Annotated in this window: 11 protein-coding genes and 3 pseudogenes; 6 read left to right on the plus strand and 8 right to left on the minus strand. The window is 35.8% G+C overall.

Translation table 11 applies throughout. From position 1 onward, the window contains the following. Positions 1 to 156 precede the first annotated feature (156 nt). Positions 157 to 726 carry a GNAT family N-acetyltransferase gene (locus Q8X41_RS03685; protein ID WP_397538913.1) on the minus strand — a complete coding sequence of 190 codons (570 nt, stop codon included), beginning with the start codon at positions 724 to 726 and terminating at the stop codon, positions 157 to 159. 222 nt (positions 727 to 948) lie between these two features. Beyond that, on the minus strand, positions 949 to 1,794 hold the full coding sequence (locus tag Q8X41_RS03690) for a DUF2785 domain-containing protein (protein ID WP_397538914.1): 846 nt from the start codon (positions 1,792 to 1,794) through the stop codon (positions 949 to 951). A gap of 432 nt (positions 1,795 to 2,226) precedes the next feature. Between Q8X41_RS03690 and Q8X41_RS03695 the strand changes: the two genes are divergently transcribed. Beyond that, positions 2,227 to 3,590 (plus strand): IS3 family transposase gene (locus Q8X41_RS03695; protein WP_397538234.1). Its coding sequence is split into 2 segments (ribosomal slippage): positions 2,227 to 2,686 and positions 2,686 to 3,590, totalling 1,365 coding nucleotides; the frame shifts between segments, so codons are not numbered across the junction. A gap of 206 nt (positions 3,591 to 3,796) precedes the next feature. Here Q8X41_RS03695 and fabZ read toward each other — a convergent pair. The 3 genes from fabZ to Q8X41_RS03710 form a co-directional block, all read right to left on the minus strand. Beyond that, entirely contained in the window at positions 3,797 to 4,222 is a 426-nt protein-coding gene (gene fabZ / locus Q8X41_RS03700) for a 3-hydroxyacyl-ACP dehydratase FabZ (RefSeq protein WP_397538915.1), read from the minus strand. A 51-nt stretch (positions 4,223 to 4,273) separates the two neighbouring features. Further along, a complete protein-coding gene (locus tag Q8X41_RS03705) occupies positions 4,274 to 5,281 on the minus strand; it encodes a ketoacyl-ACP synthase III (protein WP_397538916.1) in 1,008 nt (335 codons plus the stop codon). 347 nt (positions 5,282 to 5,628) lie between these two features. Continuing rightward, a complete protein-coding gene (locus tag Q8X41_RS03710; protein ID WP_397538917.1) occupies positions 5,629 to 6,480 on the minus strand; it encodes a helix-turn-helix transcriptional regulator in 852 nt (283 codons plus the stop codon). Between the two features lie 122 nt (positions 6,481 to 6,602). On the opposite strand from Q8X41_RS03710, the gene fabF reads away from it, so the two are divergent. Further along, a complete protein-coding gene (gene fabF / locus Q8X41_RS03715; protein ID WP_397538918.1) occupies positions 6,603 to 7,838 on the plus strand; it encodes a beta-ketoacyl-ACP synthase II in 1,236 nt (411 codons plus the stop codon). A 159-nt stretch (positions 7,839 to 7,997) separates the two neighbouring features. Here fabF and Q8X41_RS03720 read toward each other — a convergent pair. The 3 genes and pseudogenes from Q8X41_RS03720 to Q8X41_RS03730 form a co-directional block, all read right to left on the minus strand. Beyond that, positions 7,998 to 8,560, minus strand: a pseudogene (locus Q8X41_RS03720) (uridine kinase). Between the two features lie 346 nt (positions 8,561 to 8,906). Then, positions 8,907 to 9,404 carry an LURP-one-related/scramblase family protein gene (locus Q8X41_RS03725; RefSeq protein WP_397538919.1) on the minus strand — a complete coding sequence of 166 codons (498 nt, stop codon included), beginning with the start codon at positions 9,402 to 9,404 and terminating at the stop codon, positions 8,907 to 8,909. 50 nt (positions 9,405 to 9,454) lie between these two features. Then, positions 9,455 to 9,778, minus strand: a pseudogene (locus tag Q8X41_RS03730) (phosphotransferase); the annotation flags it as partial. 179 nt (positions 9,779 to 9,957) lie between these two features. Between Q8X41_RS03730 and Q8X41_RS03735 the strand changes: the two are divergent. From Q8X41_RS03735 to Q8X41_RS03750, 4 genes and pseudogenes are all read left to right on the plus strand, one after another. Next, a pseudogene (locus tag Q8X41_RS03735) lies at positions 9,958 to 10,026 on the plus strand (hypothetical protein); the annotation flags it as partial. A gap of 689 nt (positions 10,027 to 10,715) precedes the next feature. Next, positions 10,716 to 12,386, plus strand: coding sequence for a P-loop domain-containing protein (locus Q8X41_RS03740; protein ID WP_397538920.1), 1,671 nt, complete (start codon positions 10,716 to 10,718; stop codon positions 12,384 to 12,386). A gap of 349 nt (positions 12,387 to 12,735) precedes the next feature. Next, the gene (locus Q8X41_RS03745) at positions 12,736 to 14,982 is read left to right on the plus strand and encodes an ABC transporter ATP-binding protein (RefSeq protein WP_397538921.1); all 2,247 of its coding nucleotides are present in this window, start codon (positions 12,736 to 12,738) and stop codon (positions 14,980 to 14,982) included. Further along, complete coding sequence (locus Q8X41_RS03750; protein ID WP_397538922.1) at positions 14,979 to 16,853, plus strand: ABC transporter ATP-binding protein; 1,875 nt, start codon at positions 14,979 to 14,981, stop codon at positions 16,851 to 16,853. The genes Q8X41_RS03745 and Q8X41_RS03750 overlap by 4 nt, the downstream gene beginning before the upstream one ends. Positions 16,854 to 17,198 lie beyond the last annotated feature (345 nt).

The raw sequence follows: 17,198 nt of genomic DNA on the forward strand, positions 1-17,198 counted from the left end.
TTCAACAATATGGCCCTAAACATTTATAAAAGTGCATGTCCCATTTAGGAAACTCGCCCAATTGTTGAAGATCATTTATTTAATCTTATTAAAGAAAAGCCACCAGTTATTTTAAGTGGAAAACTTCACAATCTACCATTGAATATAATTTTTCGTCTAACTCTTTTTAACTTTATCAAAGTCTTGCTTCAACAAAGAATACATATATAAATCATCAAATTTACCACATGTAAACTCATAATTCCTTAATAATCCTTCTTTAATAAAACCCAACTTTTCTACTAACTTTTGTGACGATAGATTAGGTGGCTCTATTAATGCTTCTATCCGTTGGAAATTCATATGTTGAAAGCCGTAGCTTAATATAGCTTCAACTGCCTCAGCAGCTATACCTTTTCCCCACTGCTCTTTACTCAATTCAAAGCCAATTTCAGTACGGAAGTGATGAGAAACAATGTTATGAAAACCGCAACTACCAATCACAACTCCTTGCTCTTTTAAAGTGATTCCCCATCTTATACCTGTTTTGTTATTTTGTATTGATTGATACCAGGCAATCTCATCCAAGGCATCTTTTATTGATTTAAAAGGTTCTAATCCATAATTTTTCATTACTTCTTCATTAGACAGATACTTCAAGATGCTGTTCGCATCCTCTTTTGTAACTTTTCTTAATGTTAATCTTTTAGTCTCAAGTATGGGAAATGTATCAGTATCCATGGTCATAGCAATCTCTCCTCATTTTATATTACTTTTCTGCCTTATTAGTGAACAATATCCCACGGCTTCGAATGAATCCTTTATACAAATTTAGTTAACGATTATGCAGTTAAATATAAATTGTTGATAAATCAATGTTTCAAGCTTCTGAAAAAGCTTGGCAGCTGCATAAGAAATCTGGATTATCAGCCAATTTTCCATGGCTTTAAGTAAAGCCCCTCCAATCCTTTAACTGATAGAAAACCTGTTTAATTTTGCCTCAGTACCAAGCATGATAGTGTTAAGCTCATTCCCTCGGCTATCTTGTCCCCTTCTGAAATAAAGACTGCGTAAAAAATTCTTGCTGTTCACTCGAGCAATCACCTGACTGCGATTTCTCGGCAAATTGCAGCATTGCGCTAAGCCGCTAATCCAATCCGCGATTTCTTGATGTGGAAGTAACTCTTTGTCAATCATCGTATCCACGATGTTGACCAACCGCTCATCATCCTCATCGCTAAAAATGTGTCTACCATTATGAAGCATGCCAGAAATAGCGACAAGAACCTTACGCAGCATTGTGACGCTGCTCTCCTCACACTGTACCAGCTCAACAAAAACATCCGCACCGTGAGACGCGCTGTGAGCCCAGCCTCCTACTGAAAGGTAACCTCGCAGATCCTTCTCCTCTTTATAATAACGGAGCATTGCATGCATTAATTGCTCAATTTCCGCTTGATTGAAAAATGGATTCTGTCTGTGACGTTGCACAATTAAAGCGATAGGTAAGGCAGAGAACGTCCTTGTAAAAACTGACTGATCATCCTCGCTGCCAATATTATAGAACAAATGGTTCTCATCAGTCAGAACAGTTAATAGGCTACGCAACTCCTCTCCACTGAACCTATTCTCTTCCTTAATCCACATATAAAACATCGGATAAATCAGGTTATCCCGTAATTCTGGCTGAGGATCGCCAATATATTGAAGTAACAAAGGTAAGAAATCTTGATGCTGCTCACCTTCGTGTAACTGATACTCATCCTTCTCAATTCTTTGTAAATCCAGCATCAATTTGGTCCTTGTACCACTCATTTTCCCATCCCTCTCATCATTTGTTCACTCACCCATCATCTAATTTCTTTTCCACAAATATTGAGCCCCAACCCTCTATCCACCAGCTCAAATAATGGCTTGTCTATTTTTTTCAATTACAAATCCTCCTACTAAAAATTTGAGACCTTAGTTTACTATTCTGTCCATTTACTTTAATACGCTTGAAACAAGATGAAGTTCCAATTTTAAATTAATTTTCCATTTCAAAATATCAAAAATCTATTTTTTATTATTGAACTAAACTGCCCCGTAACTTTAAATACAAAGTTTCACAAGCTCGTCTAAACTTTCACCTAGATATCTAGGCGTTATTCAATAATTGACCCTTAAATGAAAAAAAGCGCTTTTCCTTTTTTCTGAACTGCACCCCAAATGTTAGACACGAATCTAACACTTGGAGGTGCCTTTTTTATGGCAAGAATTACTCTCGAACAAAAATTAGATGCGATTTTTCGTTATGAAAACGGAGAAGGAAGCCTTACTTCTATTGCTAAATCACTCAATTTAACTAATACTGAAACCCTTCATTTTTGGATTGAAAAATATCAATTTCATGGACCAGAATCTCTTAAAAAGAGCTATACACGTTATACTTTTGAAGATAAACTATACATACTCAATTATATGAACGAGAACGGGTTGTCTTCTTTAGAGACTGCAGTACAGTTTAATTTACCTACTCCAGGAACAATTAGAAAATGGCGAATTAGTCTTGGAAATGAAAGTATAGACTCCCTAGTTCTTAAGAAAAAGGGGCATACAAAGTTGAAGAAAGATAACCAAAAAGAAGCTAAGAAACAGATCTTCGAAGAAGGTTCTATAGAGGCATTACAAGCAGAGAATGAACGTTTACGTATGGAGAATGCATTTCTAAAAAAGTTGAATGCCTTAGTTCAAGAAAAGGAAACATTAAAACGAAAGACAAGGCGCAAGTAGTCTATGAACTAAGGAATCAATTTAGTGTGAAAGAGTTAAGAAAGCTAGCAGGAATCAAACGTAGCACTTATTATTACTGGACAAGTCGCTTTGACCGACCTGATAAATATGCCGAAATGAAATCGATGATTTCTACTATATATCACGACCATAAGGGAAGATATGGTTATCGTCGAATAACGCTAGAATTACGTAATCAAGGCTTCCAGATCAATCATAAAACCGTTCAACGGCTTATGAAGGAATTGGGTTTAAAATCTCTTGTACGCTTGAAAAAATATCGTTCTTACAAAGGAAATGTAGGTAAAATCGCACCAAACATTCTTAAACGTGATTTCGTTGCGACAAAACCAAATGAAAAGTGGGTAACGGACGTAACAGAATTTCATTTATTTGGTGAGAAATTATATCTTTCCCCTGTACTAGATTTATTTAATGGTGAGATTATCGCCTATAATATTCAAAGCCGTCCTACATATGAACTTGTTTCAAACATGTTAGACAAAGCTTTTATTTGCTTATCCGAAGGAGATGCCCCTGTCTTACATTCGGATCAGGGGTGGCATTATCAAATGAAACAATACTCTTATGCATTAAAACAAAATGGTATTACCCAAAGTATGTCTCGTAAAGGTAACTGTTTAGATAATGCAGTAATTGAAAATTTCTTTGGACTATTAAAATCTGAATTATTATTTATACAAGAATTTGAGAATATGGTTCACTTCAAGCGTGAGCTTGAACTGTATATCGAATACTACAACCACAAACGTATTAAAGGAAAATTAAAAGGATTGAGTCCGGTACAATACCGAATTCAATCCACTATAGCTGCTTAACTTAATATAATGTCTAACTTTTTGGGGTCACTTCATTTCAAGGATAGCGCCTTATAATGGAATAACTAAAATATAATTTCAATCATAAAATCACTTAATTCTTCTTTCACTAAAACAGCCTTTTGTTGAGCAAGAAGATTTATTTCTTTTTACACTTTCACTTCTAATTTTCAACTTAGATCCTCTGTACAAGAAAAATTATAAAATTAGTCGCCAAATGCAAATATTAATTCCATTTCACAAACTATTTCTCCCTCAACAGTTGCAATGCCTTTACCTTTTCCAATAGGACCTTTTAATCGCGTGATTTCAACCTCAAGACGGAGTTGGTCTCCAGGTTTTACTTGACGCCTAAAACGGCATTTATCTATTCCAGCTAAAAGCCCTAATCGTCCATGATTTCCTTCCTTTGTTAACATCACGACTGCGCTAACTTGGGCTAATGCTTCTACAATTAGTACGCCTGGCATTACTGGATAATCGGGAAAGTGTCCATTAAAAAAATCCTCATTTGCTGTCACATTTTTAATACCAACTGCTCTTTTTCCCACCTCTAATTCCAGAATTCTATCTACTAAAAGAAAAGGATAACGATGTTTAATAATTTCTTTAATTTTTTGAGTATCAAACAACTTTAAAACCTCCATTGTGTCATCATTATTTTAGGTAATAGTCAAAAGGCTTCACAATGGTGTTGGTGCTGAGAATTGTTGATCAAAATTTATTTGTAAAATATGTCCAGCATGGACCATACCAGAACCAAAACCATACATAAGAACTCGATCTCCATTTTTAACTTTTCCCTCACGGATTCCAAGATCAAGTGCTAAAGGAATTGTAGCAGCAGAAGTATTTCCAAAGTTGACTAAACTATAAAGGGTTTTTTCCATTGGGTACTCTAATTTTTTACAAATTGGCTCTATCAACCTTAGATTAGCACTATGAGGTATTAACCAATCAACTTGATCTAAACTCATTTGAGTTTTTTCTAAAATCTGTCTTATACTATCGGGAACATTCCTTACAACCCATCGAAAAACTTCTCTACCATTTTGTACAAGATATTGAGTATCGATTAACTCAATCCCATTGACCTTTTTTGATAGTCCAGAACGATATACATGTTGTGCGCCTCTTCCATCACTTCCTAGGTGAAACCCAATGAAACTATTTGATTTTTCATCCTTTTCAACTAATACAGCTCCGGCACCATCACCAAATAAAATACATGTACTTCTATCAGTATAATCTGTAATTTTTGAGATTGTATCTGCTCCAATAACTAATACCTTTTTATGGAGACCGGAAGAGATTAAACTGTGTGCTGTATGCAATGCATAAACAAATCCTGCACATGCTGCACTTAAATCTATTGCGCCCGTTTGGGATATTTTCAAACGGTCCTGTATGATACTTGAGACCGACGGAAATGGAAAATCAGGTGTGCTTGTTGCCACAATAATCATATCTACATCCTCGACTGTTTTATCATATCTTTGCATTAAATCTTTTACAGCTGAGACACACAAATCACTGGTAAATTCATCAGATCGGGTTATTCTGCGTTCGTGAATTCCGGTTCTTTGAATAATCCACTCATTATTTGTATCAACCATTTGCTCAAGGTCAGCATTTGTTAATCTTCTTTCGGGTACATATGTCCCTATAGCAGTTATTCTTGCTCCTAACATTTTCCCCACCCCTATTTATTATAAGTTAGTATTAATACCTGGTACTAATTATAACAATAATTATTTTTTTTTCAAGAAAAAGGAGGATTTTCTTAGAAATTAACTCTTCTGTTCTGTTTGATTAAGTATCATACTCACATTGATAGAGGTTACGGGGGATATTAAAAAGTACACTGACTAGAGAAAGTAGAAAAAGAAAAACATTGAGCGATAATCGATTTTTCTATTTACTAGATTGACCTTACTTGCATTAGATGTTATTCAACAATCATTGCCCTTTAATGAAAATAAGCGCTGTTCCTTGTTACAGAAAAGCGCCCTTTAATGGAATAACGAAATTACTTTATTTAATTTTTAACCGAAACCCTTTTCATTAATCGCTTTAATTTATTTTCTGTATCCGTTTCCTCTATTGGTGTATAGATACTGCACCGTAAATCCATATCACCTTGAACCTGAAGAGAAGTTAAATTAAACAACATTTTGCCTGCTTTAGCATGTCTGAATTCGATTATCATTTCTGGAGCCTTACTTACTTGACTTTCTTGCCATAAATCCTGAAATTCTGAATGTGAATAACTCATTTCTTTAATAAATTGGTTGTACCATTCATCGCCTAAATAGCGTCCATAATAGGTACGGAAAATAGCAAGAAAACCTTTAGCAAAATGTTCCCAATTGACAGCCAATGCTTTAAATTCTTTTCTAGTAAACACTAAACGAATCAAATTTCTTTGATCGTTCGGTATTTGTTCAAAATCTAAAAAAACATGAGCAGCTGCAGGGTTCCAGCCCACTATATGGCAATGTCGATCTGTAATGATAGTCGGACAGTATGTTAATTCTGCTAGTATTCGTTTTAAAGAAGGGCTTAGTTCTGATTGATCCTTTTTTTGATGTGTAATTTCTAATTTTGCTTCTAATGCTAGGTCATATAAGTAGTCTCTTTCATCATTATTCAATTGCAAAGCTGTAGAAATACAATCAAGTACGATAGAAGAAACTTTTATATCTCTTCCTTGTTCTAACCATGTATACCAAGTGGTACTTACACCTGCTAATTGTGCGACCTCTTCTCTTCGTAATCCAGGTGTCCTTCTCCTGGTTCCCGCAGGTAATCCAACAGTCTCCGGTTTAATTTGTGCACGTTTAGCTTTTAAGAACGTTGACAAAGCTTCAAGCCTAGTTTTATCATTCATTTTTAAAACTCCTCTTCATACCAATTTAACCTATCATTATTTATACCAGGATAAGCAATCTCTTGTAATAGGATAAACAGACTGTAAAATACAAGTATATTATTGATTGGGAGTGATGAAAAGTGGAAAGAGTTGTGATTACTGGAATGGGAGTAGTCTCCCCTATAGGAAACAACATCAAAACATTTTGGAATAATTTGATTAGAGGAGAATCTGGTATATCCACTATTGATACATTTGATGTTACTAATCATAAGACAACAATCGCAGGTATCATACAAGATTTTGATGCAGATGAAATTTTAGGAAAGAAAGAAGCAAGACGTTTAGATCGCTTTTCACAATTTGCTTTAGCTGCTGCTGAACAAGCTTGGACAGATTCTAAATTAGACCTTGAATGTATTGATGTAGAAAGGTTAGGGGTTTACGTAGGTTCAGGTATCGGCGGAATTAATACTTTAATTGAAAATATTGATGCGCTTAGACAGAAGGGGCCAAGAAGAGTGAGTCCAACTCTAGTACCAGCTATGATGTCTAATGCTGCTGCCGCACAAATAAGTATTAAATGGAACGCAATGGGACCTTCTATGTCTCCTGTTTCTGCATGTGCAATTGGAAATTCAGCTATTGGAGAAGCCGTTAGAATAATTCGCTCTGGAGAAGTTGACGTTATGTTTGCAGGTGGAACAGAGGCAGCTATAACTGACTTATCAATAGCAAGCTTCAGTAATGCTACAGCATTATCAACAAGAAATGATGATCCAACTAAAGCCAGTCGCCCTTTTGATGAAAATCGAGATGGATTTGTCATGTCAGAAGGAGCTGGCATTCTAATCTTAGAATCTTTATCACATGCTTTACTTAGAAAAGCAAAGATTTATGCTGAAGTCATTGGTTATGGTGCAAGCTCAGATGCATACCATATTGTAGCTACTCATCCAGAAGGTAATGGGGCCTATCTTGCAATGAGATCCGCTTTAAAAAATGCTAATCTATCTATTGAAGAAATTGACGTTATTAGTGCCCATGCAACAAGTACAAAAGTGGGAGATATATCTGAAACCATGGCTATTAAGAAGCTATTTGGAAAACAAGCTTATCAGATTCCAATAACAGCTAATAAATCTATGCTTGGTCATATGTTAGGTGCTGCTGGTGGTGTTGAAACAATTGCTTTAGCAATGAGTTTAAAGGAAGGAATAATTCCTCCAACAATTAATTTAGATAACCCTGATCCATTATGTGATTTAGATTATGTACCAGCTGTTTCTCGTCAAGCGAACATAAAGACAGGACTTTCTAATTCGTTTGGCTTCGGAGGTCATAATGCAGCTTTAGTTTTAAGAAAATACGAGTGAATAAAATTACTCTCGTAAATCTAACCGTTTCTTAAGGAAATGGTTAGATTTATTCCGTTAAATGGCCCTTTAATGAAAATAAAAGCTGTTCCTTGTTACAGAAAAGCTTCCGATTGTGGAATATCATAATTAACGCTACCTGTCTGTTTAAAAAGATAATTATTTAGTTCCATTAACTACGAGATTTGCTCTTCCATAAGGTTTATGTTCGTTAACATAAATATCTTCTGAAATCATCCAGTTATTTTCCCACATATCACGAGATACTTCTCCATCTCTTTCAAGCCCCCGCAAAAGCCTTGTTTCTCGTGGGCAATTAACCCATATTGTAAAATCGTATTTATTTACTAATTCCTCTCGAATAGAATAAATACCTTCAACTATAACAATTCCCCCAATGGGAACTGTATGCCATTCTTCTAAAGCATCCTTCTCCCAATCATATCGCTGATATTGTCCTTCTTGATTTTGACTGATTGGTTTAAGAACTTGATTTAATACACGTTTCCAATCAAAGTCTGCACCAATTGGCTTTTTCTCTGGACTTAACTTTATAATTTGTGAGGACGGTAAATAGAAATCATCCATATGGATAACGGTTACGTTAGAACATTTATCTTTTAATTTATTTGCTAATGTACTTTTTCCTGCCCCCCACAACCGTCTACTCCAATTAACAAGGTTGATTGCTTTTTTGGAATTAAATCAATTGAACTAATCAATTGTTCAAAGTTATCAAATTTTCCATTCTTCGCTTTATAATCCACAATATCACCACTTTTTAAGTTGTTATTTTTTTCAACCACTTAATTAAACTTGCTTATTGCCATCCATAGAATCGCTCCACGGTGAAATGTTCTACACTTAATTAGCCTATCCCTTCTTCTTAATCCATTTTCTTTAAAAGTGTTGTTCAACAATCTGGCCCTTAAATGAAAAAATGAGCGCTTATCCTTTTTCAAGGATAGCGCACTATTGGCCTTGTCATTTATTAATGATAACGTTCATCGCACCTATTCAAGCCGAAATTTAAAAAAACTGTTAGCCTTTAAATTTTACACTTCTACTTTAAATCGACGCTGAAGAGGAAGCAACTGCATGATCAGCCTTCACACAATCAATTGCAACAACGAGTGCAATAATAATGGTTTCTATCTCTTCATCTATTATTTGAACCTTGTAGCTATCACCCCAAGTGAACCACTCTTTGCTCACCTTACCTACGATTTTACCATGATGTAAAACTTGGAAATCCATATCCCACCAATTACCCTGTACTTCAATACCTGCCGCATCAATTGAATATCGTGCTTTTAAGAAAGAAAATTCCTTCTTTATTGTTAATACCTCTCGACCATTCACATCAACCAAAAACTTTGGTAAAAAGCTGAACACTTTTTTCGTAATGAGTGCCACTTCATCTCCTGCTGTATTCATAATGGAGAAAGTCTTTGGGACTTGCATAAAACTTCCCTCTACATAATATATATCCTTCTCCTGATGATCCTTTACTGTATATTTCCCACTAAGACTGAATACCTTCTGCTTTATATAAAGCTGCCTCATAATTACGCCTCCTAGGTTAAATCTTTTACATTACTTACGTTTGAAAAATTAATATTATTTTTATTAACTGCATCCCCTGTTAACCATTTATTAATTGACCAAACAAAAGGATATTCGGCAGTTGGCTGCCCTTTTGCCACAGGTTCAGTAATTGGAAGGGCTAAGTTCTTTGCTAATATGGGTAACCATTTTGCTTCTTTTTGTACTTGAGGTTCATATGATTTTCCACTGGGCAATCTTACAGTCATTTTTTCACCCAAATGAAATGTACGATTATCATGTCCGCTATTCTTGACTGGCTCAATTTTTAAATCTTTCCATTGAGGAAATTGCTCTGAAATTAAATTTCCAACTAACTCTACACTTATATTCATAAGTCCTCCAAACTAATTGTATTAGTTACTCTTATTAAAACTTCAATAAGGTTCATCTTATCATAGTTTCTTCAACTATCCTGCTTCGTTAGTTTAAGTAGATTTCTACACAAACTTCACGAAACAATTAAAATGTTATTTAACAATCTGGCCTTTAATGAAAATAAGCTAATCAAACTCATTTTCTAACCGATGAGCGGCTCAACCTTGAGCTCCATCATTATGTCCACTGGTTTAATCATCACTGAATTCATGGAACACTCGGCTATCTTACTCTGGCCGAGGCTAGAAGCATGCCCTACTAAAAGTTGTACAATTTTGTGTTGACAATCCATGACCTTAATGTTAAGATTCTTTTACTGTAAAAATAAATCGTAACGAGGTGAGGACAATGAAATCAGAAAAATATACGTCTTATCCTCATATTGCTTTTTAATTATTTTTTTACGAATACATAATGCTCTGAGGGTAGGATTCACTCTCAGGGCTTTTTTATATTTAGGCAGAAGTAACGTATAAGCTTTTTTTGCCGATCTATGACAGCCACTTACGGAGTGGCTGTTATTTTTTTGGACAAAAAGTTGGTCAAGGCAACAATAGTGGTTTTATTTTGAAAATATTTAAGATTTAATCGTTTGTCTTACAAATTGATCTGAACTCTATTAGGGGGAATATGTATTGAATTTGAATTTCTTAAGATGGAATTCATTTTTCGCGGAAAATTTCAAACAGTGCCGGTTTATGTTTGAGCAGGCTCATACCAGGAGATTAGGGGTCGATCCTTTTCGGCGTTACTTTGTGCCAAAGGATAAGGGGCCCCCTTCTTGAGATATCGTTTCCCGTTATTCACAGCTTTCCAAATATGAAAGGATGATGCTTTATTAAAAGACTCGCTCAATATTTTCGCTCATTACAATCCGGACAGTCATCTTACAGTATGATTTATGAAGACCCAATCTATTGGAACAATGATGTTGCCTATTACATTGAAAGGACACATAAACTCACACAGGATAAACCATGTATCACCATAAAAATACCTTTTGACCGTCTAGGCTTAGATGAAAATATGGATCAAGTTGTTCTCTCAGATTTTGCATTAAGAGAATTCGTTGATCATATTGAGGCATTAAATGAAGTGATTTATAACCGGTCACGTTCTGAAAAAGAAAATGGTGCTTTTTATTGTTTTCGTCCAACCAATGTGTTGTTGCATCGTAATGCATCCTTTGTCGAAGTCATCTCGGAAAAATGGTGTTTATGCTTAATGATTACAGTTCAACTTCCATTCAAGAATAATAATAAAGCTATGCGCATGCTCTGCAAAATGCTTCCAAAAGAGGTGAAGAAGTTTATAGCCAAGTTTGATTTGATCAAATTAAATGCTGCCTTTGAATTGGTAAAAAAACAAAATATGATTCGCGAATGGCTAAAATCCAATGGTTATTGTGCGTTTATTGGGAATGGCAGCATTTTGCCAAGAAATAAAGACAACAGCGGACCACTTGAGGGTGCCTTGCCTTTTACATCCCCGGAAGATGTTGAAGTTGAAATTTGTGGTTTGCGAGGAATGGGAATAAAACATGGTGTGACGGTCATCACCGGCGGTGGTTATTCTGGTAAAAGCACATTGCTGGATGCACTAAATTCGGGGATTTACAATCACATCATAGGCGACGGACGAGAATTTGTGATAACAAATCAAAGTGCAATGGAAATATCTGCAGAGGAAGGCCGTTCCATAAAAAATATCAATATTACGCCTTTCATAAAATGGACACCCAATAGTTCAGCTGAACAGTTTTCGACTGACTACGCCTCAGGTTCCACATCTCAAGCCGCAAATATTATGGAGGCAATCAACTTCGGGTGTAAACTTCTTCTTATTGATGAAGACAGAAGTGCGACGAATTTTATGATTCAAGACATCAAAATGCGTTCATTAATCAAGCATGAACCCATTACACCTTTTACGGAACGCGTCAGGGAGCTTTATGAGGCTGTTGGCGTATCTTCCGTTCTTGTTATTGGAGGTAGCGGTGAATTTTTATCCGTTGCCGATCAAGTCATCTTGATGGACAATTTTGTGCCAAAAAACGTAACCGAGGAAGCAAAAAATTTATGTGAACACGACAAACCACGCGAACGTATCCCCCTTACAAAATGGGAGATAGAAAGAAAAATAAACACCGATCACTTTTCTAGCTATCCACAGGGCAGTGGTACAGAAAAGCTAATGGTTTCAACCATGGGATACATGATGATCGGTGATGAACAAATTGATATAAGAGGGCTTTACAATATCACATCACACGCCCAGCTAGCAGCTATTGCTTTTTTAATTCGAAAAATAGCTATAAGTAATCAGGATCCCCACATCTTACTTCATGAAAAGATCAAAAAAGCTCTCGAAGATATGGAGAGAGAAGGAGTGGATATTGTATTTTCTTCCTTTTTCCCTGGTTTCGAAAGATGGCTTGAATTACCAAGAATTAATGAAGTATTATCTGTCATTAACCGAATGAAACATTTGAATTTTATTCAGCCTGAGCCCTCTGAACACCTCTCTCTAATTGCGGGTACCGCCAGCATTTTGGAAAAAAGATAAAATGATGTGAATTTCGTCCCAGCAAGAGTATTTCGATGCAACATAACACATTTGTATTGCGTTAGAACCTAAGAACAATAATGAAAATAGTCGTTAATGTAACACAATTTACTTAAAAAATCTATTTTCGCATACAACACAATTTAAATTAGTGCTAAAACGACTCAAAAATCCTAAGGGTGGTTAATTTCCGATTCGCTGGCGGTACCCTATTTAGTCAAAAAAATTAATCTGTGGTCGAAAATACGTTAAGAGCTGCAGGAATGAATTACTTAGAATACGAATAATAAAGGAGAGAAACGGAGTAAAAACTAAAAAATTAGACAAGGAATATGGAGAGATGAATTAATTGTTAAAGATAATTAAACATTTAAAACCATTTGTTGCTTCCATCATTGCAGTTGTATGTCTTTTAACTGTGCAGGCAGTATGCGATTTATCACTGCCAGACTATATGTCTAACATTGTCAATGTAGGGATTCAACAAAAAGGTGTAGAAAATGCAGTACCTGAGGTTATTCGTAAAAGTGAACTGGATAAACTTACACTCTTTATGAATGAAAAAGAGAAGAAAAAAGTAGCTGACAACTATGTGCTTTTAGATAAGAACAACCTCTCTCAAAGTGAACTAAATAATGACTTAAAAGATTATCCGCAGCTTGATAAAGAACCACTTTATAAGCTACATACCGAAGATAAAAATATAATTAACGAACTTAACAATATCTTCGGGAAACCAATGTTAATTACACAAGGAATTGAAAAAGGTGGCTCATCTGCTTTCCCTACTGCTACTCCAGGTGATAACAAAGCACCAGCGAAGCTTCCGCCGAATACAGATCCTTTTGCAGTAATTGCGAAACTGCCTCAAAATCAAATCGATGCAATGAAAGAAAAAGCAGATGAAAAGTTTAAGAATATGCCAGGCAGCATGGTAACACAGTCAGCCGTTTCATTCATTGAGAATGAGTATAAAAAGATTGGCATCAATACAGATAAGCTTCAATCCAATTATATTCTTACTTCCGGCGGGAAAATGCTGCTTCTATCCTTAGTAAGTATGGCAGCTACCGTTATTGTAAGTTTGCTTGCTGCAAAAGTAGCTGCAGGTCTCGGCCGAGATCTTAGAAAGAAAGTATTCCGGAAAGTTACAAGCTTCTCGAATGCGGAGTTTGATAAGTTTTCCACTGCATCCCTAATCACAAGAAGTACAAATGATATCCAGCAAGTGCAAACACTTATGGTTATGATGCTTCGCATTGTATTCTATGCACCAATTTTAGGTATCGGTGGCATTATTAAAGTACTTACTACAGACGTTTCAATGGGATGGATTATCGCAGTTGCGGTAATCGCGATTTTAAGCTTAGTTATTGGTTTATTTAGCATCGCGATTCCTAAGTTTAAGAGTATCCAAAAGTTAGTAGATAAAATTAACTTAATCACTCGTGAATCTTTAACAGGTATGCTCGTTATTCGTGCTTTTAATAATCAAAAACATGAAGAAAAGAAATTTGAAAAAGGAAATCAAAATTTAACAAAAACAAATTTAGTTGTAAGCCGTTTAATGTCATTTATGATGCCAATGATGATGTTTATCATGAATGCCGTTACTGTACTGATTATTTGGGTTGGATCACACCAAGTGGATATGGGACATATGCAAGTTGGTGATTTGATGGCATTTATGCAATATACAATGCAAATCATTATGGCCTTCTTAATGATTTCAATGGTATCTATTATGGTTCCACGTGCTTCAGTTTCCGCACAAAGAATCGCAGAAGTTCTAGATACTGACGTTTCCATTAGTGATGTAAAAGAGCCGAAAACATTTGCTTCAGACAAGAAAGGTTACGTTGAATTTAAAAATGTTAGCTTTAGATATCCAGGTGCAGAAGAAGATGTGCTTTCCAATATCACCTTTACTGCAAAACCTGGTGAAACGACTGCTTTCATTGGAAGTACAGGTAGTGGTAAATCAACATTAATCAACTTAATTCCACGCTTTTACGATGTTACAAGCGGCCAAATATTAATAGATGGCACGGATATTAGAGAGGTATCTCAGAAGGAATTAAGAGAGAAAATTGGTTATGTACCGCAAAAAGGAGTTCTATTCTCCGGTACAATCGAAAGTAATTTGAAATACGGTAAGAAAGAAGCAACTGAAGAAGAATTAGCAAAAGCGGCAGAAATCGCGCAAGCTATGGAGTTTATTAAGGCGAAACCTGAAAGCTTCCGTACAGAAATATCTCAAGGTGGTACGAACGTTTCCGGTGGTCAAAAACAAAGACTTTCTATTGCGCGTGCTCTTACGAAAAAATCGGAAATCTTCATATTCGATGATAGTTTCTCAGCCCTTGACTTTAAAACAGACGCGCTACTTCGCAAAGCTTTAAACAATGAGATTGCAGGAAGTACTCTTTTACTTATCGCCCAAAGAATCAGTACAATCATGAATGCCGATAAGATCATTGTACTTGACGAAGGAAAAATAGTTGGAACTGGTACTCATGAAGAGCTTATGGAAAACTGTGAAGTTTATAAGCAAATTGCTATATCACAACTTTCAAGAGAGGAGTTGTCATCATGAGTGATAGAAAAATAGAAAATAGAAGACAAAGCGGCCCTGGTCCTGGTGGCGGTGGTCATATGGGCGGTGGCATGAGAAAGATTGAGAAGGCAAAAAACTTCAAAGGAACGATGAATAAACTCCTTCAATACTTGAAGCCCTATAAATTATCAATCTTAGTCGTTATCCTTTTCGCAATCGGTAGTGCAGCCTTTACAATTGTTGGTCCAAAAATTTTAGGAAAAGCGACAACAAAACTTTTCGAAGGACTTGTAAGCAAAGTATCAGGAGCAGCAGGTGCGGCCATTGACTTTACCTATATCGGAAACATTGTCATTTTACTCCTTGGATTATATATACTGAGCGCTGCATTTGGTATTATCCAGGGGTACATTATTTCTGGAGTAGCCCAAAAAGTATCTTATAACTTCAGAAAAGAAATCGATGAAAAAATTAACCGGATGCCGCTTAAGTACTTTGATAAAACAACGCACGGAGAAGTATTATCAAGAATTACGAATGACGTAGATACGGTGAGTCAAACTTTAAACCAAAGTATGTCGCAAATCATCACATCCGTTATTACAATCATCGGTGTACTTATTATGATGTTATCAATCAGCTGGCAAATGACATTAGTTGCGCTATTAATATTGCCAGTATCCATGATTCTTATCATGGGAGTCGTAAAGAGATCACAAAAATACTTCAAATCTCAGCAAGAATATTTAGGACACGTAAACGGACAGGTCGAAGAAATTTATAGTGGTCACAATATCGTAAAAGCTTTTAACAAAGAAGAAGAAGAAGTAAAAAAATTCGAAGAGTTAAATGATACCCTTTACCACTCCGCATGGAAATCTCAATTTTTATCTGGAATGATGATGCCCATTATGACATTTATCGGTAATATTGGTTATGTCGCTGTGTCTATTTTAGGCGGATGGCTTGCTGTTAAGAGAACCATCGCAGTTGGAGACATTTTAGCCTTTGTGCAATATGTTAGAAGCTTTACGCAACCAATCGCTCAAGTAGCGCAAATCGCAAACGTACTTCAATCCACTGCAGCTGCTGCTGAAAGAGTCTTCGAATTTTTGGATGAAGAAGAGGAAGTGCCAGAATCAGAATATCCAGTGAAGCTGCAAAAAGTTCAAGGAGAAGTTACCTTCAAAGATGTTCAATTTGGATACAATCCAGATAAGATCATCATCAATAATTTCTCAGCTAACATTAAGCCTGGACAAAAAGTAGCGATAGTCGGACCAACCGGAGCTGGTAAAACAACGATCGTAAAACTATTAATGCGTTTCTATGACGTAAACAGCGGTGCAATATGTATCGACGGTCACGATATAAAAGACTTCACGCGAGAAGACCTGCGCAACATGTTTGGTATGGTACTTCAAGACACTTGGCTATTTAACGGTTCCATCATGGAAAATATACGTTACGGTAGACTGGATGCTACAGACGAAGAAGTAATTGAAGCAGCGAAAGCAGCTCACGTTCACAACTTCGTAAAAACATTACCAAATAAATATCAAATGGAACTAAACGAAGAAGCAAGCAACGTATCCCAAGGGCAGAAGCAACTACTAACAATTGCCCGCGCCCTACTAGCGGATCCGAAAATATTAATACTCGATGAAGCAACAAGCTCCATTGACACTCGTACAGAAGTGCTGATTCAAAAAGCGATGAAAAACCTTATGGAAGGTAGAACAAGCTTTATTATCGCTCATAGATTATCAACAATACGTGATGCAGATTTAATCCTTGTCATGAAAGATGGGGATATTGTAGAACAAGGTAATCATAAAGAGTTATTAAAAGCTGATGGTTTCTATGCTTCGCTTTATAATAGTCAGTTCGAAGGTGCGGATGCTTCGTGAGATTGATGGGACACTCCTCTTTTTAGAGGGGTGTTTTATTTTTAGCCCCTGTTTTAATAACATTCAACAGCCTTTCTCACTCCACTCACTTCCTCAATTCAATTGCCATTAACATAAAGAAAGAGCATAATTCTTACTGCAGAATTGCGCCCAATAATTAAATAAAGAAAATCACTTAATTCTACTTTCACTAAAGTACCCCGTTAGCTTAAAAATAAATTTTATTTAATAATCACATAAATTTATCGTATTCATTAAACGAGATATAGACTAGTAGTGTTCAGAAAATCCATTTTTAAGAAACTCTATTATTTCTTCGCCAAAAAGCGAAAAAATCAATAATAT

This window comes from Rummeliibacillus pycnus, from assembly GCF_044359855.1.
GTDB lineage: Bacteria > Bacillota > Bacilli > Bacillales_A > Planococcaceae > Rummeliibacillus > Rummeliibacillus pycnus_A.

What these genes read in the sequence shown, in the direction of transcription:
- Q8X41_RS03685 (WP_397538913.1), bottom strand. Translation starts at nt 726, where the DNA reads ATGACCATGGATACTGATACATTTCCCATACTTGAGACTAAAAGATTA.
- Q8X41_RS03690 (WP_397538914.1), bottom strand. Translation starts at nt 1,794, where the DNA reads ATGAGTGGTACAAGGACCAAATTGATGCTGGATTTACAAAGAATTGAG.
- Q8X41_RS03705 (WP_397538916.1), bottom strand. Translation starts at nt 5,281, where the DNA reads ATGTTAGGAGCAAGAATAACTGCTATAGGGACATATGTACCCGAAAGA.
- Q8X41_RS03710 (WP_397538917.1), bottom strand. Translation starts at nt 6,480, where the DNA reads ATGAATGATAAAACTAGGCTTGAAGCTTTGTCAACGTTCTTAAAAGCT.
- Q8X41_RS03725 (WP_397538919.1), bottom strand. Translation starts at nt 9,404, where the DNA reads ATGAGGCAGCTTTATATAAAGCAGAAGGTATTCAGTCTTAGTGGGAAA.
- Q8X41_RS03740 (WP_397538920.1), top strand. Translation starts at nt 10,716, where the DNA reads ATGATTTATGAAGACCCAATCTATTGGAACAATGATGTTGCCTATTAC.
- Q8X41_RS03750 (WP_397538922.1), top strand. Translation starts at nt 14,979, where the DNA reads ATGAGTGATAGAAAAATAGAAAATAGAAGACAAAGCGGCCCTGGTCCT.